The sequence below is a fragment of the Nocardioides sp. F233 genome (assembly GCF_057813895.1).
This window is the reverse complement of record NZ_JBVASH010000005.1, coordinates 329486-347859: the sequence shown is the minus strand read 5'-3', so window position 1 is coordinate 347859 and position 18374 is coordinate 329486. Positions and strand designations below refer to the sequence as shown.

Here is an 18374-nt window from a genome sequence, read left to right as displayed (position 1 = left end):
GATGCCCCGTCCCGACCGCTACCTGGCCGGCGCGATCGGCCTCGCTGTCGTCACGGTCGCGCTGGTGATCGGTGTCGGCGTGGCGTTCGCGTACGACGCCGGTTCCCGTCGTACGCCGTTCCCGGACCCGGCCGCGCAGGCGCCCGCGCTCACCGGCGCCCCGGCGCCCGTCGCGCCGGCCGCACCTGCCCTCCCCGCGACGGCGCCCGACCCGTACCGCCCCGACGACGCCTGGCTGGCCCGGGTGGCGGGGCAGACGGGGATCGCGCCGCGGGCCCTGGCGGCGTACGCCCGGGCGCACCTGCGGGTGGCGGCCGAGCAGCCCGGGTGCCGCGTGGCGTGGAACAGCCTGGCCGCGATCGGCGGCATCGAGTCCACCCACGGCAGCGTGCACGGCTCGGTGCTCGGCGAGGACGGCGTCCCGCGCCCGCAGATCCTCGGGCCGGTGCTCGACGGAGGCGCGTTCGGTGCGGTCCACGACACCGACGACGGTGTGCTCGACGGCGACACCACCTGGGACCGCGCGGTCGGACCGCTCCAGTTCATCCCGTCCACCTGGGAGACCTGGGGCGCCGACGGCAACGGCGACGGGATCAGCGACCCCAACCAGATCGACGACGCTGCGCTCGCCGCGGCCCGCTACCTGTGCCACGCCGGCGACCTCGCCGCCCCCGACACCTGGCGGCGCGCGGTCTTCAGCTTCAACCACTCCGACGCCTATGTCGCCGACATCGCGAACCTGGCGAACGTCTACGCCTCGCGGTCCAGCTGATCGACCACGTGCTCGGCGATCGCCAGGCTGGACGTCGCGGCCGGCGAGGGCGCGTTGCGGACCACGGTGACGCCGGAGCCGTGCTGGATGACGAAGTCGTCGACCAGTGAGCCGTCCGCCTCGACCGCCTGGGCCCGCAGCCCGAGCCCGGCGCGGGAGACGTCGTCGGGGCCGATGGCGGGGACGTAGCGCTGTGCGCCGCGCATGTACGCCGTGCGCGACAGCACCCCGCGCAGCTCGCCGACGCCGGTGCGCCAGTGCCGGCGCGCGAACCGCCAGAACCCGCCGTACGCCAGGGTGTCGGCGAGGTCGCGCGGTGAGAGCGAGACCCGGCCGTAGTGGTCGCGGCTGAAGGCGAGGAAGGCGTTCGGCCCGACCTCCAGGCCGCCGCCGACGCGGCGGGTGAAGTGCACCCCGAGGAACGGGTACGCCGGGTCGGGCACCGGGTAGACCATGCCCCGCACCAGGCCCTCCTTGGTCGGGGCGACCTTCATGTACTCGCCCCGGAAGGGCACGATCCGCGGCGTCGCCGGCCCGCCCACGAGCCGGCCGAGCCGGTCGGACTGCAGCCCACCACAGACCACCAGCCGGTCGACGCGGTGCCGGCCGGACGTCGTACGGACGTCGAGGCCGCCCACGGCCCGTTCGACGCCCACGACCTCCGCGCCGAGATGCACCTCTCCCCCGGCGGCGACGATCTCGCGGGCCAGTGCCTCCGCGACAGCGACGTAGTCGGTGATCGCGGTCCGCGGGGAGTGCAGCGCGGCCAGTCCGGCAGCGTGCGGCTCCACCTCCCGGAGTGCCGCGCCGTCGAGCCGTCGCAGCCCGGGCACACCGTTCTCCTGCGCCGTGCGGGCCAGCGCCTCGAACCGCGGGAGCTCGGCCGGATCGACCGCGACGACGAGCTTGCCGCACTCGTCGTACGCGATCGCGTGCTCGGCGCAGTACTCGCGCATCAGCGCGCGCCCGCGCGTGCACAGCTCGGCCTTGAGGCTGCCCGGCCGGTAGTAGATCCCGGCGTGCACGACGCCCGAGTTGTGGCCGGTCTGGTGGGCGGCGAGCCGGTCCTCCTTTTCGAGGACGACGATCCTCACGCCCGGGCGCCGGCGGACCAGCTCCCGGCCCACGGCCAGGCCGACGATCCCGCCGCCGACGATGCCGATCGTTCCCGCGCTCACGCGACCATGATCGCGGGTCCGCCATGATGACCTCGTGAACCCCTCCGCGCAGATCGACATCGACGCCCCGCTGGACCTCGTGTGGGCCGTGATGACCGACACCGAGCGGTACGCCGAGTGGAACCCCTTCGTCGAGCGCGCCGAGACCGCGCAGCCCGCCGCCGTCGGCAACCCGATCGTGCTCCACGTCGTGTGGGCCAACGGCAGGCGGACCCGCTCCCCCGAGCGGATCACCGCGCTCGACGGCCCGACCACCGACCCCGCCAGCGGGACGACGACCGCGCTGATGTCCTACGTCTACGAGGGCCTGCCCTCGCGGCTCGGGCTGGTCAGGGGGGTGCGCCACCAGCGGCTCACGCAGCATCCGGGTGGCCCGACGACGTACGCCACCGTCGAGGAGTTCAGCGGCCCGCTCGTCCGCCTCGCCGGACCGGGCCGGGTCGCCGACGGCTTCCGCCGCCACGCCGAGGGACTCAAGAAGCAGGCGGAGCAGGAGGCCTCGCGCCGGGCGGGATGAGGTCGTCGGAGTTCTTCGCCGCCCACAGCGCGAACCCGAAGACGGCCGCGCCGCACACGATGTCAGCGACCACGTGCGCCTGGCGCCACCAGACCATGTCGGTGGCGCCGGGAACCGTGTAGTGGGCGATGCCGATCAGCCCGGAGACCGAGTAGCCGGTGAGGAAGATCGCCGCCGTGGTGATGTGGCGGCGGAACCACAGCAGCAGCCCCACCGCCCCGAGCGCGGTGAACACGAACCAGCCGACCGCGACCAGTCCCCTGGTCACGGTCGGCAGCGTGGCGTCAGCCGGGGGCACCGGGTAGTCGTCGTAGTTGACGTAGTTGTCGACGTAGTGGACGACCGACACCAGTACCGCGATCCCGAGCAGCCAGCACAGGACCCGCGTCGCCCGCAGATAGCTCACCGCCCCAGACTAGGCGGACGTCACAGCCTCCCGCGGCACCCCGAGCACCGGGACCGTCGTCGCGCCGGTCGTGGGGCTCAGCCAGACCTTGCTGCCGAGCTCCAGGTCGAGCGCTCGTGCGTGGGTGCGGGAGAGCACGACCAGCACCGGCTCCTCCTGCCCCTCGACGTCGACGGTGAGACGCACCTCGAAGCCGACGCGCAGCGCGCGCTGGACGACACCCGCCGACGCACCGGGTACGCCGGGCTGGACCGCGACCTCGATGTCGTGGGGCCGCAGCACCAGCGGCCCGAGCCGGGTCACCGCGCCGAGGAAGCCCATCACGAAGTCGTTGGCCGGCTCGTCGTAGAGCTGGTCGGGGCTGCCGATCTGCTCGATCCGGCCCTCGTTGATGACCACGATCTCGTCGGCGACCTCGAGGGCCTCCTCCTGGTCGTGGGTCACGAACACGGTCGTCACGTGCACCTCGTCGTGCAGCCGGCGCAGCCAGTCGCGCAGCTCCTTGCGGACCTTCGCGTCGAGCGCACCGAACGGCTCGTCGAGCAGCAGCACCGAGGGCTCCACCGCGAGGGCACGGGCGAGCGCGAGGCGCTGCCGCTGGCCGCCGGAGAGCTGCGAGGGCAGCCGGTGCGCGAACTGCGAGAGGTGCACGAGCTCGAGCAGCTCGGCGACCTTCGCCTTCACCTCGGCCTTGGGCCGCTTGCGGATCTCGAGACCGAAGGCGACGTTCTTCGCGACCGTCATGTGCTTGAAGACGGCGTAGTGCTGGAACACGAAGCCGACGTTGCGCTTCTGCGGCGGCAGCTTCGTGGCGTCGACGCCCTCGATCTCGACGGCGCCGGAGTCGGCGGTCTCGAGGCCGGCGATGATGCGCAGCAGCGTTGACTTGCCGCCGCCGCTGGGCCCGAGCAGGGCGGTCAGCTGGCCGGTCGGCAGGGAGACGTTGATGTCGTCGAGCGCGACGAAGTCGCCGTAGCGCTTGCCGACACCCTTCACTTCGATGCTCATGCGTGATCCTCCTTGCGGATCAGGGAGACGACCACGAGGGCCAGCACGGAGGCCAGCACGAGCACGAACGCGGCGGCGTACGCCGTGGGCTCCTCGTAGTTGCTGTAACGGTTCTGGATGAGAAGGGTGGTGGTCTCGCCGCGGAACTCGGCTCCGGGACTGACGATCTTCACCGCGCCGAACTCGCCGAGCGAGCGGGCCATGCTGAGCACGACGCCGTACACGACCGCCCACTTGATGCTGGGCAGCGTGATCCGCCGGAAGGTCTGCCAGCCGTTCGCCCCGAGGCTGCTGGCCGCCATCTCGGCGTCGGTGCCGATCTCCTCGAGCACGGGCACGATCTCGCGGATCACCAGCGGCAGGCTGACGAAGGCGGTCGCCATGATCAGGCCGGGCGTGGTGCCGATGACGTAGAAGCCGACCGACGCCAGCGCCTCGCCGAACCAGCCCTTGCCGGTGCTGTAGGCCAGCACCAGGGCCAGACCGACGACGACCGGCGAGACGGACATCGGCAGGTCGACGAGCACCGAGAGGATGCGCCGGCCCGGGAACTGGTAGCGCACGATGAGCAGCGAGATGCCCACCCCGAACAGGGTGTTGATCAGGACGGCCCAGAACGCGACGGTCCCGGTCAGGTTGAAGGCGTAGGTCACCGAGGGGTCGCTGAGCCGGTCGAGGAAGGCGGAGAAGCCGCCCGCCGCGCCGGCCTTGCTCGGGGCGAAGGTCTGCTTGCCGACCTCGTAGAGCGGCCAGATGACCAGCACGGCCAGGTAGACGATCACCAGTGTCCGCAGGAGGTACGCCACCGGACCGCGACGTGCCCGGATCTGTCGGGTGTCAGCCACGGCGCGCCACCCTCCTGGAGAGGACGTCGAGCACGACGATCGTCAGCACCGCGACGATCAGCAGGAGCACGGCGACCGCCGCCGCCCCGGCCTGGTTGTCGCCCTCGAGGAACTTCAGGATCTTCAGCGACGCGACCTCGGTCTCGTAGGGCGTGTTGCCCGAGATGAGGACCAGCGAGCCGAACTCGCTGATCGCCCGCGCGAACCCCAGCGAGGACCCGGCTGCGATCGCCGGCACCAGGCTCGGGAGGATCACCCGGCGGAACGTCGTGAGCCGCGAGGCGCCCAGCGACGCCGCTGCTTCCTCGACGTCGGCGTCGAGCTCGAGCAGCACCGGCTGGACCGTGCGCACGACGAAGGGCAGCGTGACGAAGAGCAGCGCCAGGAAGATGCCCTGGCGGGTGTTCACGACGTTCACGCCCACCGGGCTCTCCGGCCCCCACAGGCTGAGCAGGACCAGGCCGGCGACGATCGTCGGCAGCGCGAACGGGATGTCGATGACGACGTCGAGGATCCGCTTGCCGAAGAACTGGTCGCGGACCAGCACCCAGGCGACGACGGTGCCGATGACGGCGTTGACGACGGTGACGCCCGCGGCCTCGACGACCGTGAGGCGCAGCGCGGCAAAGGTCTGCGCGTCGGTCAGCGTGTTCCAGAACGCCCCCCAACCGCCGGCGGCAGCGGCCCCCACGACCGCCGCGAGCGGCAGCAGCACGAGGACGCTGAACCAGACCAGCGCCACACCCAGCCCCACCCGCGATGCGGGGGTGAGGCGGAACAGCCCGCTGGGCCGGCTCGTCGTGCGAGCCGGCCCAGGGGGTGCAACAAGTGTGTCCGTCACTGCTTGGTCGCTTCGGCGTACAGCTTGTCGAAGCGGAGCTTCTCGCCGTCCTTGCCGAACCACTCCGCGTTGATGGCGCTCCAGCCGCCGAGGTCGGCCGCGGTGCTCAGCGAGGTCGGGGTCGGGAAGGGGTTGGCCGGGTCGTTGGCGCCCTCGACCTCGATGCCGGAGATGTCCAGGTCACCGACGGGGCGGAAGCCCTTCTCCACGAACGCGGTCTGGCCGGCGTCGCTGAGGACGAAGTCCAGCCAGTCCTTCGCGGCCGGGTCGGACTTCTTCAGCACGGCACCCGGGTTCTCGATGAGGAAGGTGTGCGGCGGAACGATGTAGTCCAGGTCCTCACCGTTCTGCCGGGCCAGGATGGCCTCGTTCTCGTAGGTGAGCAGCACGTTGCCGACACCCTTCTTGAAGGCCTCGGTCGCCTCACGGCCGCTGGCGGCCCAGGTGGTGACGTTCTGGAAGACCTTCTTCAGGAAGGCGTCCGCCTGCTCCTCGGTGGCGCCGTTCTGCTTGGCGTAGGTGTAGAGCGCGAGGATGTTCCACTTCGCCGAGCCGGAGCTGGCCGGGTCGGGGGTGACGATCTTGACGCCGTCGCGGGTCAGGTCGTCCCAGTTCTTGATGCCGAGCGGGTTGCCCTTCTGGGTGGCGATCACGGCGACCGACTTGGAGACGATGCCCTTGTTGGGGCCGGCGTTCCAGTCGTCGGCCACGAGACCGGCGTCGACCAGACGGGTCATGTCGGGCTCGAGCGAGAAGACGACGTAGTCGACGTCCTTGCCCTTGGTGTCCGCGACCTTGCGGCTCTGGTCACCGGACGGGCCGTAGGAGCCGGAGAACGTGACGTCCTTGCCGGCGTCGGTCTTGTTGAACTCCGCCGCGGCGGCCTTGTTGCCGGCCTCCGGAACGGCGAACCCGACGATGTTGACCGTCGAGCCCTTGTCGTCGCCACTGCCACCGTCGGCGCTGGCGCAGGCGGTCAGCGCCAGAGCGCCGGTCATCGCCAGGGCCGCAGCCTTGAGAACTCGCTTCATCGCACCCATTCCTTGCTTGCTCAGGCCGGCCTCTCGGGAGCCGGTTCCTTCAAACTAGATCGGAATAATACACATTAGCGAGTTAAGCGACTCAGTTCTAGACAAATCGACGACATGACGGAGGTCACACGCCCCAGCGGACCCCTGGGCGGCCCATCAGGCGGCACGGGTCCGAGTGCGCGAGCGTGGCGGTCTATCGTGGTGAAGAGTTTTCGAGAGCCGCGTCGTACGCCGGCTGCAGGGGACGACGAAAGACATTCACCGAAAGGTGGAACGTGTTCTAGTTTGCTTCTAGACTCGACCCACCTGACGCCGTCGCCGCTTCCCCACGGCCGCCGTCGATGTCGAGAGAAGTGGAGCAGTTGTGAGCCAGACCAAGCAGGTCAAGCAGCTGGACCGGGTCATCATCCGGTTCGCCGGTGACTCCGGCGACGGCATGCAGCTGACCGGTGACCGGTTCACCCAGGAGTCGGCCGTCTTCGGCAACGACCTGGTGACGCTGCCCAACTTCCCCGCCGAGATCCGGGCGCCCCAGGGCACCATCCCCGGCGTCTCGTCGTTCCAGATCCACTTCGCGGACCACGACATCCTCACCGCGGGCGACCGGCCCGACGTCCTGGTGGCGATGAACCCGGCCGCGCTGAAGGCCAACCTGGGTGACCTGCCGCGTGGGGCGACGATCATCGTCGACACCCACGACTTCTCCAAGCGCAACCTCGACAAGGCCGGCTACACCTCCAACCCGCTCGACAAGCTGGGCGAGGTCGACGACATCCTGGCCGGCTTCCAGGTCCAGCCCGTCGACCTGACCGGCATCACCGTCGAGGCGGTCAAGGAGTTCGGCCTGTCCCGCAAGGACGCCGCCCGCGCGAAGAACATGTTCGCACTGGGTCTGCTGTCGTGGATGTACGGCCGACCGACCGAGCCGACGATCTCCTTCCTGGAGAAGAAGTTCGCCAAGGTCGCCGACATCCTCGGCGCCAACATCGCCGCCTTCAAGGCCGGCTGGAACTACGGCGAGACCACCGAGACCTTCGTCGTCCAGTACGAGATCAAGCCGGCCCGCATGCACGCCGGCACCTACCGCAACATCACCGGCAACCTGGCCCTGTCGTACGGCCTGGTCGCCGCGGGCGTGCGCTCCGAGCTGCCGGTGTTCCTGGGCTCGTACCCGATCACCCCGGCCTCCGACATCCTCCACGAGCTGTCGAAGCACAAGGCGTTCGGCGTGACCACGCTGCAGGCCGAGGACGAGATCGCCGGCATCGGTGCCGCGATCGGTGCCGCCTTCGCGGGCCAGCTCGCGATCACCACCACCTCGGGCCCGGGCATCGCGCTCAAGTCCGAGGCGATCGGCCTCGCGGTGATGACCGAGCTCCCGCTCGTCGTCGTCAACGTCCAGCGCGGTGGCCCCTCGACCGGTCTGCCGACCAAGACCGAGCAGGCCGACCTGCTGCAGGCGATGTACGGCCGCAACGGTGAGGCGCCGGTCCCGATCGTCGCGCCGCAGTCGCCCGGTGACTGCTTCGCCGCCGCGGTCGAGGCCGCCCGGATCGCGATCACCTACCGCACCCCGGTCTTCCTGCTCTCCGACGGCTACCTCGCCAACGGCTCCGAGCCGTGGGCGATCCCGTCGATCGACGAGCTGCCGAAGATCGATGCGAACTTCGCGACCGAGCCCAACCACGACAAGGGCGACGGCACGAAGGACTACTGGCCCTACCTCCGCGACCAGGAGACCCTGGCCCGCCCGTGGGCCGTGCCCGGCACCGCCGGTCTCGAGCACCGCATCGGCGGCCTCGAGAAGGGCGAGGGCCACGGCAACATCTCCTACGACCCGGCCAACCACGACAAGATGGTCCGGATCCGCCAGGAGAAGATCCAGCGCATCGCCGACTCCCTGCCGCCGCTCGAGGTCGACGACCCGTCGGGCGAGGCGAAGGTCCTGGTGATCGGCTGGGGCTCGACGTACGGCCCGATCGGCGCCGCCTGCCGCCGGGTCCGTCGCGCCGGCTACAACGTCGCGCAGGTCCACCTGCGCCACCTCAACCCGTTCCCGAAGGACCTCGGCGAGATCCTCGAGGGCTACGACAAGGTCCTCGTCCCCGAGATGAACCTCGGCCAGCTCTCGAAGATGCTGCGCGCCGAGTACCTCGTCGACGCCCAGGGCTACAACCACGTCTACGGCCTGCCGCTCAAGGCCGCCGAGCTGGCCGAGGCCATCGGCGTCCTGGTCGGCGACGCCGAGGGTCGCGAGGTCGACCTCGGCGAGCACGGCCTCAACCTTCCTGCCGACCACGAGGAGGCTCCGGTCCGATGAGCACCATCGATCTCCCCATGCCCGCACTGGGCACCGCCCTGGTCCCCACCCTCGCCGAGGGCGAGACCCAGACGGCCAAGGACTTCTCCAGCGACCAGGAGGTCCGCTGGTGCCCCGGCTGCGGCGACTACGCCGTGCTCAAGGCCGTGCAGTCCTTCCTGCCCGACCTGGGGCTGCGCCGCGAGAACATCGTGTTCGTCTCCGGCATCGGCTGCTCGTCGCGCTTCCCCTACTACCTCGACACCTACGGCATGCACTCGATCCACGGCCGCGCGCCGTCGATCGCGACCGGCATCGCAACGGCCCGCGAGGACCTGTCGGTGTGGGTCGTCACCGGCGACGGCGACGCGCTCTCGATCGGTGGCAACCACCTGATCCACGCGCTGCGCCGCAACGTCAACATGACGATCCTGCTGTTCAACAACCGGATCTACGGCCTCACCAAGGGCCAGTACTCCCCCACCTCGGAGGTCGGCAAGGTCACCAAGTCCACCCCGGTGGGCTCGCTCGACCACCCGTTCAACCCGGTCTCGCTGGCGCTCGGCGCCGAGGCATCCTTCGTGGCCCGGACCATCGACTCCGACCGCAAGCACCTCACGGCGGTGCTCGCCGCTGCGGCCGCGCACCGCGGCACCTCGCTCGTCGAGATCTACCAGAACTGCCCGATCTTCAACGACGGTGCGTTCGACGCGATCAAGGACCGCGACAACGCGCACGCGCTGATCCCGCTCACCCACGGCGAGCCGATCACGTTCGGCGTGCGCGACGAGGCCACCGGCCTCGGCGACAAGGCCCTGGTCCGCGGCGCCGGCGGCAGCGTCGAGGTCGCCGACACCGCGTCCGTCGCGGCCGAGGCGATCATCGTCCACGACGCGCAGGACCCCGACCCGTCCACGGCGTTCGCGATCTCGCGGCTCACCGACGCGGGCTACCTCAACCGGAGCCCGATCGGCATCTTCCGCCAGGTCGAGCGGCCGACGTACGACGACCAGGCGCGTGCCCAGGTCGCCACCGCCAGCCAGGCCGCCGCTGCCCAGGGCAGCCCCGAGGAGCGGCTCACCGCCCTCATCAACGCCGGCGACACCTGGACCATCGACTGACGCTCACGCAACGCCCCGGACAAAGCGAATGCCCCGCCGAGCTCGGCGGGGCATTCGCTTTGGTGCAGCTGCTGCGAGGTTCAGAAGACCGGGTTGATCTTGAACTTGTAGGTCGCCTTCGCGTACACGGCGTCACCCTTGGCGACGACCTTGTAGCGGGTGGTCCGGCGGCGCTCAGCCTTGACGTAGATCTTCTTGGTCAGGCCGCTGGCCTTCGTCTTGACCTTGGCGATCCGGACCCAGTGGCCGTTGCGCTTGACGTAGACCGAGATCTTCACGCCCGCCGCCAGCGGGTTGGTCGCGAACTTGGCCCACAGGCGCTTGCCGCGGCAGTCGTCGCCGACCCGCGGGCCGCAGTCGCCGATGCCGACGGTGCGCGGAGTGACGCCCTTCGCGGCGACAGGCTGGGCAGGCTGGACCTGGACGGAATCGGCGGCCTGGGCACTGGTCGGTGCCAGCGTCAGGCCAAGCAGGGCGGCGGTGATGGCCGCCACCAGGACGGTGATGGTGCGAGTGAATCGCATCGGGGACTCCCCCTCGAGCTCGGGTTCGTTCGTGGACACGGCCTTCGTGCCCACCTGGGCACGACCTGAAACCACCTCGAACCCTGCGAGACGGCAGCACGTCGCTAGGGTCCCAGTGTGTCGGACCAGCGCCGCGGCTTCACCCTCGGGTTCCTCGCCTACCTGATGTGGGGTGCCTTTCCCCTGTACTGGCCGCTGCTCAAACCCAGTGGTGCCCTCGAGATCCTCGCCCACCGCATGCTCTGGTCCCTGGTCGTCATGGGCGTGCTCGTTGTCGCGCTGCGCCACGTGGGCGCGTTCCGGGCGGTGCTCCGCGACCGTCGTACGGCACTGCTGCTGGTGGTCGCGGCCGCCACGATCACCTGCAACTGGGGCACCTACATCTACGGCGTCAACACCGACCGCGTGGTCGAGACGTCCCTGGGCTACTTCATCAACCCGCTCGTCACCGTGCTGCTCGGCGTCCTCGTCCTCGGCGAGCGCCTCCGGCCCGTGCAGTGGACCGCCCTCGCCATCGGGTTCGCCGCCGTCGTCGTGCTCACCCTCGACTACGGCCGACCCCCGGTTCTCGCGCTCGTCCTCGCCCTCTCGTTCGGCACGTACGGGCTGGCCAAGAAGTCCGCCGGTGTCGGCGCGATCGAGAGCCTGGCCTTCGAGACCGCGGTCATCGCGCCGTTCGCCCTCGGCTACCTGGTCTGGCTCGGCAGCACCGGGCACGCCCACTTCGCCAGCGAGGGCCCCGGCCATGTCTTCCTGCTCGTCGCGAGCGGCGTGGTCACGGCCATCCCCCTGCTCTGCTTCGGCGGCGCCGCCACGCGGGTCTCGATGACCACGCTCGGCCTGCTGCAGTACCTCACGCCGACCATCCAGTTCGCCCTCGGCGTCACCCTCCTCGGCGAGCAGATGCCCACCGGCCGCTGGATCGGGTTCGGGCTGGTCTGGGTCGCCCTCGTCGTCCTCACCACCGAGGCGCTCCGTCACCACCGCCGCCAGCTGGCGATCGCCGCCGAGAACTGCGCGGTCTGAGCCGCCGAAGGATCTCCGTCGCGCCAGCGCAACGAGCGCCAAACAGATGACGAACCTCGCGCGGCGGCAGACGGGGTGCACGTCGCCGCCGCGCGAGGCGATCGGGAGGAGCAGCTCAGGCCGAGCGCTCGAGCCGGCCGAAGCCGCTGCGGTGGAAGACGAGCGGGTGTCCGGCGCCGGAGTCGACGGCGTGGACCCGGAGCAGGACGAGGACGTGGTCGCCGGCCTCGACCTCGCGGTAGCGCGAGCAGGAGAACCGCTCGAGGCCCTCGTCGAGGGTGACGGCGCCGTCGTGGGCGACGGTGAGCGGCAGGCCGCTGAAGCGGGCGTCGACGGGGCCGGAGAGCTGGCGGCACACCGCGCCGTGGTGGTCGGCGAGGACGGTGACACCGAGGCAGGGGGCGCCGCGGAGGGTGGGCCAGGTTCGGGAGCCCGCGGCGAGTGAGATCGAGACCAGGGGCGGGTCGAGGCTGACGGAGGTGAACGAGCTGGCGGCCAGGCCGACCGGGCGACCGTCGACCTCCGCGGCGAGCGCGACCACGCCCGTCGGGAAGGACCCGAAGGCCCGGCGCAGGGCAACCGCGTCCAGGTCCTGGTTCGTGCCCAGCAAGGTCATGCCGACCAAGTTAGCCGTTTTACTCGTGTTCGCCGAGAGGAGCCTGCAACGGATCGGCCGACCCCCTGACAGGCGGCGCCGATCACCAGCCGGTTCAGGCGGAGCGAACCGCCACGACGTCGGCGAACGCCTCGAGGGCGGTCCGGACCGATCCCTCGGGCAGCGCCTGGAGGAGTTGCTTGGCCTCCTGGGCCCGGGCGACGACGTACGCCTGCGCCTGGTCCATCGCGGGGTGCTTGCGGAGCAGGTCGAGCGCCTCGGCGTGCAGCTGCGCATCGGCGGCCAGGTCGGACCGGGACGGGTCGAGGAGCTCGAGCAGGCGGGCGTCGGCCGGGTCGGTGGAGGCCCGGGCCATGAGCACCGGCAGGGTGGGCACGCCCTCCTTGAGGTCGGTGCCGGGCGTCTTGCCGGACTCCTCGCTCTCGGAGGCGATGTCGAGGATGTCGTCGGAGAGCTGGAAGGCAGTGCCGACGAGCTCGCCGTACTCGGTCAACGCCGCGACGACCGACGCCGAGGCGCCGGAGAACAGCGCGCCGTACCGAGCCGAGGTGGCGATCAGGGAGCCGGTCTTGCCGGCGACGACCTCGAGGTAGTGGGCCAGCGCGTCCTCGTCGGGGCCGGGCTTCACGGTCTCGAGGATCTGGCCCTCGACGAGGCGGGTGAAGGTCTCGGCCTGGATGCGTACGGCGTCCGGGCCCAGCTGGGCGGTCAGCTCCGAGGACTTCGCGAACAGCCAGTCGCCGGTGAGGATCGCGACCAGGTTGTCGTAGCGGGCGTTGGCCGAGTCCTCGCCGCGGCGCAGCGCGGCCTCGTCCATGACGTCGTCGTGGTACAGCGAGCCGACGTGGGTGATCTCCACGACGCAGGCCGCGGTGAGCACCTCGTCGGCGTCGGGCCGGGGGCCGGCCTCGGCCGCCAGGAGGACCAGCAGCGGCCGGAACCGCTTGCCGCCGGCGGCCAGCAGGTGGCGCGCCGCCTCGGTGACGTACGGCGCCCGGCTGGACGCGTGGCCGTAGAGGGCCTCCTCGACCGTCGCCATCCGCGCCCGCAGGCGGTCGGCGAGAGCGGAGTCGTCGATCGGCAGCGCAAGCTCGGCCCCAGGTGTGTTCACCTGATGAAGTCTCCCGTACGGGTCACGAGATCGAGAACCGGGCCCGGCACGATGCCCATGACCAGGGTCGCGACCAGGCACACCGCGATGGTGCCGGAGGTCAGCAGCGAGGACCGGGTGACCACGCCCGCGCCGTCCGCGCTGGGCTCGGTGAAGAACATCAGCCGGATGTGCCGGACGTAGAACGTGATCGCCAGGATGCTGCACGCGATCGCCACCAGGACCACCGGCCACGCCCCCGCGGACAGGGCCGAGGTGAACACGGCCCACTTGCCGATGAAGCCCGCGGTCAGCGGGATCCCGGCCATGGAGAGCAGGAAGAAGGCGAACGCGCCGGCCACCAGTGGGGAGGTCCGACCGAGGCCGGCCCAGCGCTCGTACGCCGTCGCCTCGCCGCCCGCGTCGCGGACCAGCGTGACGATCGCGAACGCGCCGATCATGGCGAAGCCGTAGGTGGTGAGGTAGAAGAGCACGCCCTCGAGCGAGGTGTACTGGCCCTTCGCGAGCTCGCCGGCGCTCTGCACGCCCAGCACGCCGACCAGGATGAAGCCGGTGTGGGCGACCGAGGAGTAGGCGAGCATCCGCTTGACGTCGTTCTGGACGATCGCGAGAACGGCACCGAGGACCATCGAGGCGATCGCGATGACCCACAGCATGGGCTGCCAGCTCCAGCGCTCGCCACCGAAGGCGACGTACAGGAGCCGGAGCAGGGCGCCGAAGGCGGCGACCTTGGTGCCGGCGGCCATGAACGCGGTCACCGCGGTGGGCGCGCCCTGGTAGACGTCGGGGGTCCAGGCCTGGAAGGGCGCGGCGCCGATCTTGAACAGCAGGCCGACGGCGAGCAGGCCGATGCCGGCGAGCAGCAGGCCGTGGTTGGCCGTGCCGGCGCGGACCGCCTCGTTGATGCCGGCGAAGGAGACCGAGCCCGCGTAGCCGTAGACGAGCGCGGCGCCGTACAGGAAGAAGCCGGAGGCGAAGGCGCCCAGGAGGAAGTACTTCATCGCCGCCTCCTGGCTCAGCAGGCGGCGTCGGCGCGCCAGGCCGCAGAGCAGGTAGAGCGGCAGGGACAGGATCTCCAGGGCCACGAACATGGTGAGCAGGTCACCGGACGCCGGGAAGAGCAGCATGCCGCTGACGGCGAACAGGAGCAGCGGGTAGACCTCGGTGTGCTCGAGCCCCCGGGTCGATGCCTCGCGCTCGCTCTCGGTGCCGGGCAGCGCGGCCGCCTGGCCGGTGAAGGCGGAGACGCCGCCCTCGAGCCGCTGCTCGGCGAAGAGCGCGACGCCGCCCAGGGCGAAGACGAGCAGCAGGCCCCAGAGGTAGACCGTCGGGCCGTCGACGACGACGCTGCCCATCGCGCCGACCAGGCCGCGACCCTCGGCGCCGTCGGCGCCCTTGTGCACGTCGAGGTTCCTGCCGACCACGACGGTCGACACGAGCGCGGCGATCACGGTGACCGCGGCCAGGCCCACCTGGGGCAGCCGGCGGGTGCCGCGCGGCAGGAACGCCTCCAGCGCGACGCCGACGCAGGCGCCGCCGAGGACGATGAGGATCGGCAGCAGCTCGGCGTACTCGAGCTCGGGCTTCACGAACTCCATCAGTTGGCCCCCTCGCCCTCGTGGCCGCCATCAAGGTCGGCGTGGACGACGGTCGGCGCGTCGTCCTGGATCCCCATCTGGTGCATCAGGTCGCCCACCATCGGGTTGCTCACGTCGAGCAGCGGTGCGGGGTAGAACCCGAAGAACACCAGCGCGGCCATCAGCGGGGCGACGGCGACGATCTCGCGGACGCCGAGGTCCTTCGTCGTCGCCTCCACCTCGGGCGGCGTGGGGCCGGTCATCGTGCGCTGGTACATCCACAGCACGTAGATCGCGGACAGCACCACCGCGGTGACGGCGATCGCACCGACGTACCAGCCGTAGTCGAACGCCGCGACGAACACCAGGAACTCGCTGACGAACGGCGAGAGCCCGGGCAGGCCGAGCGTGGCCAGGCCGGCGACGAGCAGCAGCCCGGCCAGGACCGGCGCGACCTTCTCGACGCCGCGCATCTCGCGGATCGAGGCGGTGCCGCTGCGGTCGTAGAGGTAGCCGGCGACCAGGAACAGCGCAGCGGTGCCGAGGCCGTGGTTGACCATGTAGAGGATCGCGCCGGTGCCGCCCTGGCTGGTCATCGTGAAGACACCCAGCGTGATCAGGCCGAAGTGGCTCAGCGAGGTCAGACCGATGAGGCGGAAGATGTCGTCCTGGCCGATCGCGATGAACGCGCCGTGGACCACGGAGATCAGCGCCAGCGTGATGACCAGCGGGGTCGCCCACTGCGAGGCCTCGGGGAAGATGCCGAGGCAGAACCTCATCATCCCGAAGGTGCCGATCTTGTCGAGGATGCAGACGAGCAGCACACCGGTGCCGGGCGTCGCCTTCTCGGTCGTGTCGGCCAGCCAGGTGTGCAGCGGGAACAGCGGCGCCTTGATCGCGAAGGCGATGAAGAAGCCGAAGAACAGCCAGCGTCCGGCCTCGGTGCCGATGTCGAGCTTCTCGAGGTCGGACAGCAGGTACGACGGCTCGCCCTGCTGGGCGGAGACGACGTAGAGACCGATCACCGCGGCGAGCAGGATCAGACCGCCCGCGAGCTGGAACATCAGGAACTTCAGCGCCGCCGCGCCCCGGCCCTCGCGGCCGAAGCCGCCGACCAGGAAGTAGGCAGGGATCAGCGTCGCCTCGAAGACGACGTAGAACAGGAACACGTCGGTCGCGCAGAACACCGCGAGCGAGAGACCCTCGAGCGCGAGGGTCCACGCGACGAACGCACGGGCGCCGGCCGAGCCCTCAGCGTCGGCCTTGAACCACTCGGCGCCGAGCACCAGCGGGACGAGCAGGACCGTCAGCAGGACCAGCAGCAGGCCGAGACCGTCGACGCCGAGGGCGTAGTGCACCCCGAACGCCTTGATCCACTCGTGCTCCTCGGTGAGCTGGCGACCGCCGTCGGCGTCGTACGACGCGGCGACGACCACGCCGACGACCAGGGTCGCCAGCGCGACGCCGAGGCCGGCGGTCTTGCTCACCGTGCGCGGGAGCAGCACGACGGCGACCGCACCGGCGATCGGCAGCCAGACGAGCAGGGACAGCATCAGTTCACCACCACCAGGGTCAGGACGAGGAGCAGTGCGCCACCGAGGATGCCGAGGGCGTAGGACCGGACGTAGCCGTTCTGGAGCCGCCGGAGCAGCTCGCCGGTGCCGGCGAGGACCGTCGTACCGCCCATGAAGAGGCCGTCGACGAGGGTGCGGTCACCGTCGGTGAGCGCGCGCACCGTGGCGCGGCCCGGGTTGACGACCAGGCCCTCGTTGATCGCGTCGCCGTAGAGGTCCGCACGGGCGGCCTTCGTGGCGAGGGAGACGTCGGCCGGCGCGGTGCGCGGTACGTCGCGCTGGCCGACCAGGACCCAGGCGAGCGCCACGCCGGCAGCGACCACGGCGATCGTGATCAGCGTGAGCACGAGGACCGGCAGCGGCGGCTCCTCGTGCTCGGCGTGGCCCACGACCGGGCTGAGGAAGTCGACGATCCAGTTGCCGGCGAGCATCAGGCCGCCGAGGGCGGAGAGCGCGGCGAGGACCATCAGCGGGATGGTCATCACCAGCGGGCTCTCGTGCGGGTGGACGCCCTTCTCCCAGCGCTTCTTGGTGAAGAAGGTCATCAGCATCATCCGGGTCATGTAGAAGCCGGTGATGCCCGCGCCGAGCAGAGCACAGATGCCGACGACCGGGTTCTCGGTCAGCGCGACCTCGATGATCTTGTCCTTCGACCAGAAGCCGGCGAACGGCGGGATGCCGATGATCGCGAGGAACCCGAGCGCGAAGGTCGCGAACGTGATGGGCAGCGCCTTCTGCAGCGCACCGTAGTGGCGCATGTCGACGTCGTCGTCCATGGCGTGCATCACCGAGCCGGCGCCGAGGAACATGTTGGCCTTGAAGAAGCCGTGGGTCAGCAGGTGGAAGATCGCGAAGGCGTAGCCCGCGACGCCGAGACCGGCGCCGAGCATCATGTAGCCGATCTGGCTCATGGTGGAGCCGGCCAGACCCTTCTTGATGTCGTCCTTCGCGCACCCGATGATCGCACCCCACAGCAGCGTCACCGTGGCCACGATGACCACCGCGGTCTGGGCGGTCGGCGCGAGCTCGAAGACGAAGTTGGAGCGGGTGATCAGGTAGACGCCAGCGGTGACCATGGTTGCCGCGTGGATGAGGGCAGAGACCGGGGTCGGGCCCTCCATCGCGTCCAGGAGCCAGGCCTGGAGCGGGACCTGGGCCGACTTGCCGCAGGCGCCGACGAGCAGCAGCACGCCGATCCAGTTGAGCGTGGTCTCGGTCGCCCCGCCGGCCAGGGCGCTGACGCCGCTGAAGCTGGTGGTGCCGAAGGTGACGATCATCAGGAAGATCGCCAGGCCCATGCCCAGGTCGCCCACCCGGTTGATGACGAACGCCTTCTTGGCCGCGGCGGCGGCCGACGGCTTGTGCTGCCAGAACCCGATGAGGAGGTACGACGCGAGGCCGACGCCCTCCCAGCCCAGGAACAGGCCCACGTAGTTCTCCGCGAGGATCAGCATGAGCATGGCCGCGACGAACAGGTTCAGGTACGCGAAGAACCGGCGCCGGCGCGGGTCGTGGGCCATGTAGCCGATCGAGTAGACGTGGATCAGCGAGCCGACGCCGGTGATCAGCAGCAGGAAGAGCGCCGCCAGCGGGTCGTAGAGCAGGTCCATGCCGATGTGCAGCCTGCCGGCGTCGATCCAGTCGTAGAGGTGCTGCGAGACCTGACGGTCCCCCTCGTCGCGACCGAGCAGGTTGAGGAACAGCACGAGGCTGATCACGAAGGACGTCGCGGAGGTCGCCGTACCGAGCAGGTGGCCCCACTTGTCGGTGTAGCGGCCGCCGAGCAGCAGCACCGCGGCGCCGACCAGCGGCAGCGCGATGATCAGCCAGAGCAGGGTGAACGGCCCGTCGGCGTCGGTCGGCGAGACCACGGGGATGTGCGTCTCGCTGGCCTTGAGGGTCAGCGCGGTGAGTGCGTGCATCGTCCC

The 18374-nt window shown here is 70.6% G+C and carries 17 protein-coding genes; 5 read left to right on the top strand and 12 right to left on the bottom strand.

Translation table 11 applies throughout. The annotated features are described in order from the left end of the window. The first annotated feature begins 1 nt into the window (after nucleotide 1). Nucleotides 2-772 carry a lytic transglycosylase domain-containing protein gene (locus ACZYRU_RS20730; RefSeq protein ID WP_488958986.1) on the top strand — a complete coding sequence of 257 codons (771 nt, stop codon included), beginning with the start codon at nucleotides 2-4 and terminating at the stop codon, nucleotides 770-772. Here the strand turns inward: ACZYRU_RS20730 and lhgO are convergent. After that, the gene (gene lhgO, locus ACZYRU_RS20725; RefSeq protein ID WP_488958985.1) at nucleotides 751-1950 is read right to left on the bottom strand and encodes an L-2-hydroxyglutarate oxidase; all 1200 of its coding nucleotides are present in this window, start codon (nucleotides 1948-1950) and stop codon (nucleotides 751-753) included. The genes ACZYRU_RS20730 and lhgO overlap by 22 nt on opposite strands. A gap of 34 nt (nucleotides 1951-1984) precedes the next feature. Here lhgO and ACZYRU_RS20720 point away from each other — a divergent pair, with 34 nt between their 5' ends. Then, nucleotides 1985-2467: an SRPBCC domain-containing protein gene (locus ACZYRU_RS20720; RefSeq protein WP_488958984.1), complete on the top strand. Its 483-nt coding sequence runs from the start codon at nucleotides 1985-1987 to the stop codon at nucleotides 2465-2467. On the opposite strand, the gene ACZYRU_RS20715 is transcribed toward ACZYRU_RS20720, so the two are convergent. The 5 genes from ACZYRU_RS20715 to ACZYRU_RS20695 are packed head-to-tail and all read right to left on the bottom strand — an operon-like array spanning nucleotide 2424 to nucleotide 6598. Beyond that, the gene (locus tag ACZYRU_RS20715) at nucleotides 2424-2873 is read right to left on the bottom strand and encodes a hypothetical protein (protein WP_488958983.1); all 450 of its coding nucleotides are present in this window, start codon (nucleotides 2871-2873) and stop codon (nucleotides 2424-2426) included. The two genes, ACZYRU_RS20720 and ACZYRU_RS20715, sit on opposite strands and share 44 nt — an antisense overlap. 9 nt (nucleotides 2874-2882) lie before the next feature. After that, nucleotides 2883-3881, bottom strand: a complete 999-nt coding sequence (locus tag ACZYRU_RS20710; RefSeq protein WP_488958982.1) for a sulfate/molybdate ABC transporter ATP-binding protein — start codon at nucleotides 3879-3881, stop codon at nucleotides 2883-2885. Continuing rightward, complete coding sequence (locus tag ACZYRU_RS20705) at nucleotides 3878-4726, bottom strand: sulfate ABC transporter permease (protein WP_488958981.1); 849 nt, start codon at nucleotides 4724-4726, stop codon at nucleotides 3878-3880. The genes ACZYRU_RS20710 and ACZYRU_RS20705 overlap by 4 nt, the downstream gene beginning before the upstream one ends. Beyond that, complete coding sequence (gene cysT / locus ACZYRU_RS20700) at nucleotides 4719-5567, bottom strand: sulfate ABC transporter permease subunit CysT (protein WP_488958980.1); 849 nt, start codon at nucleotides 5565-5567, stop codon at nucleotides 4719-4721. The genes ACZYRU_RS20705 and cysT overlap by 8 nt, the downstream gene beginning before the upstream one ends. Next, nucleotides 5564-6598 carry an extracellular solute-binding protein gene (locus ACZYRU_RS20695; protein ID WP_488958979.1) on the bottom strand — a complete coding sequence of 345 codons (1035 nt, stop codon included), beginning with the start codon at nucleotides 6596-6598 and terminating at the stop codon, nucleotides 5564-5566. The genes cysT and ACZYRU_RS20695 overlap by 4 nt, the downstream gene beginning before the upstream one ends. Before the next feature lie 364 nt (nucleotides 6599-6962). Between ACZYRU_RS20695 and ACZYRU_RS20690 the strand changes: the two genes are divergently transcribed. Both ACZYRU_RS20690 and ACZYRU_RS20685 read left to right on the top strand, forming a co-directional pair. Continuing rightward, complete coding sequence (locus ACZYRU_RS20690; RefSeq protein ID WP_488958978.1) at nucleotides 6963-8918, top strand: 2-oxoacid:acceptor oxidoreductase subunit alpha; 1956 nt, start codon at nucleotides 6963-6965, stop codon at nucleotides 8916-8918. Between the two features lie 17 nt (nucleotides 8919-8935). After that, entirely contained in the window at nucleotides 8936-10018 is a 1083-nt protein-coding gene (locus tag ACZYRU_RS20685) for a 2-oxoacid:ferredoxin oxidoreductase subunit beta (RefSeq protein ID WP_488959012.1), read from the top strand. Nucleotides 10019-10098: 80 nt separating this feature from the next. Here ACZYRU_RS20685 and ACZYRU_RS20680 read toward each other — a convergent pair whose 3' ends face one another. Next, nucleotides 10099-10542, bottom strand: coding sequence for a hypothetical protein (locus ACZYRU_RS20680; protein ID WP_488958977.1), 444 nt, complete (start codon nucleotides 10540-10542; stop codon nucleotides 10099-10101). Nucleotides 10543-10659: 117 nt separating this feature from the next. On the opposite strand from ACZYRU_RS20680, the gene rarD reads away from it, so the two are divergent. Further along, entirely contained in the window at nucleotides 10660-11568 is a 909-nt protein-coding gene (gene rarD, locus ACZYRU_RS20675) for an EamA family transporter RarD (RefSeq protein ID WP_488958976.1), read from the top strand. Between the two features lie 115 nt (nucleotides 11569-11683). Here rarD and ACZYRU_RS20670 read toward each other — a convergent pair whose 3' ends face one another. The 5 genes from ACZYRU_RS20670 to nuoL form a co-directional block, all read right to left on the bottom strand. Next, nucleotides 11684-12184: a flavin reductase family protein gene (locus ACZYRU_RS20670; protein WP_488958975.1), complete on the bottom strand. Its 501-nt coding sequence runs from the start codon at nucleotides 12182-12184 to the stop codon at nucleotides 11684-11686. A 94-nt stretch (nucleotides 12185-12278) separates the two neighbouring features. Beyond that, nucleotides 12279-13295, bottom strand: coding sequence for a polyprenyl synthetase family protein (locus ACZYRU_RS20665; protein WP_488958974.1), 1017 nt, complete (start codon nucleotides 13293-13295; stop codon nucleotides 12279-12281). Then, nucleotides 13292-14893, bottom strand: a complete 1602-nt coding sequence (gene nuoN, locus ACZYRU_RS20660; RefSeq protein WP_488958973.1) for an NADH-quinone oxidoreductase subunit NuoN — start codon at nucleotides 14891-14893, stop codon at nucleotides 13292-13294. Before nuoN ends, ACZYRU_RS20665 begins: the two co-directional genes overlap by 4 nt. Beyond that, nucleotides 14893-16425: an NADH-quinone oxidoreductase subunit M gene (locus ACZYRU_RS20655; protein ID WP_488958972.1), complete on the bottom strand. Its 1533-nt coding sequence runs from the start codon at nucleotides 16423-16425 to the stop codon at nucleotides 14893-14895. Before ACZYRU_RS20655 ends, nuoN begins: the two co-directional genes overlap by 1 nt. Next, complete coding sequence (gene nuoL / locus ACZYRU_RS20650; protein ID WP_488958971.1) at nucleotides 16425-18368, bottom strand: NADH-quinone oxidoreductase subunit L; 1944 nt, start codon at nucleotides 18366-18368, stop codon at nucleotides 16425-16427. Before nuoL ends, ACZYRU_RS20655 begins: the two co-directional genes overlap by 1 nt. Nucleotides 18369-18374: the final 6 nt, after the last annotated feature.

Coding starts and splice junctions, on each gene's coding strand:
- ACZYRU_RS20730 (WP_488958986.1), top strand. CDS start 2: ATGCCCCGTCCCGACCGCTACCTGGCCGGCGCGATCGGCCTCGCTGTC.
- ACZYRU_RS20670 (WP_488958975.1), bottom strand. CDS start 12,184: ATGACCTTGCTGGGCACGAACCAGGACCTGGACGCGGTTGCCCTGCGC.
- ACZYRU_RS20680 (WP_488958977.1), bottom strand. CDS start 10,542: ATGCGATTCACTCGCACCATCACCGTCCTGGTGGCGGCCATCACCGCC.
- nuoL (WP_488958971.1), bottom strand. CDS start 18,368: ATGCACGCACTCACCGCGCTGACCCTCAAGGCCAGCGAGACGCACATC.
- ACZYRU_RS20710 (WP_488958982.1), bottom strand. CDS start 3,881: ATGAGCATCGAAGTGAAGGGTGTCGGCAAGCGCTACGGCGACTTCGTC.
- ACZYRU_RS20685 (WP_488959012.1), top strand. CDS start 8,936: ATGCCCGCACTGGGCACCGCCCTGGTCCCCACCCTCGCCGAGGGCGAG.
- nuoN (WP_488958973.1), bottom strand. CDS start 14,893: ATGGAGTTCGTGAAGCCCGAGCTCGAGTACGCCGAGCTGCTGCCGATC.
- ACZYRU_RS20655 (WP_488958972.1), bottom strand. CDS start 16,425: ATGCTGTCCCTGCTCGTCTGGCTGCCGATCGCCGGTGCGGTCGCCGTC.
- ACZYRU_RS20695 (WP_488958979.1), bottom strand. CDS start 6,598: ATGAAGCGAGTTCTCAAGGCTGCGGCCCTGGCGATGACCGGCGCTCTG.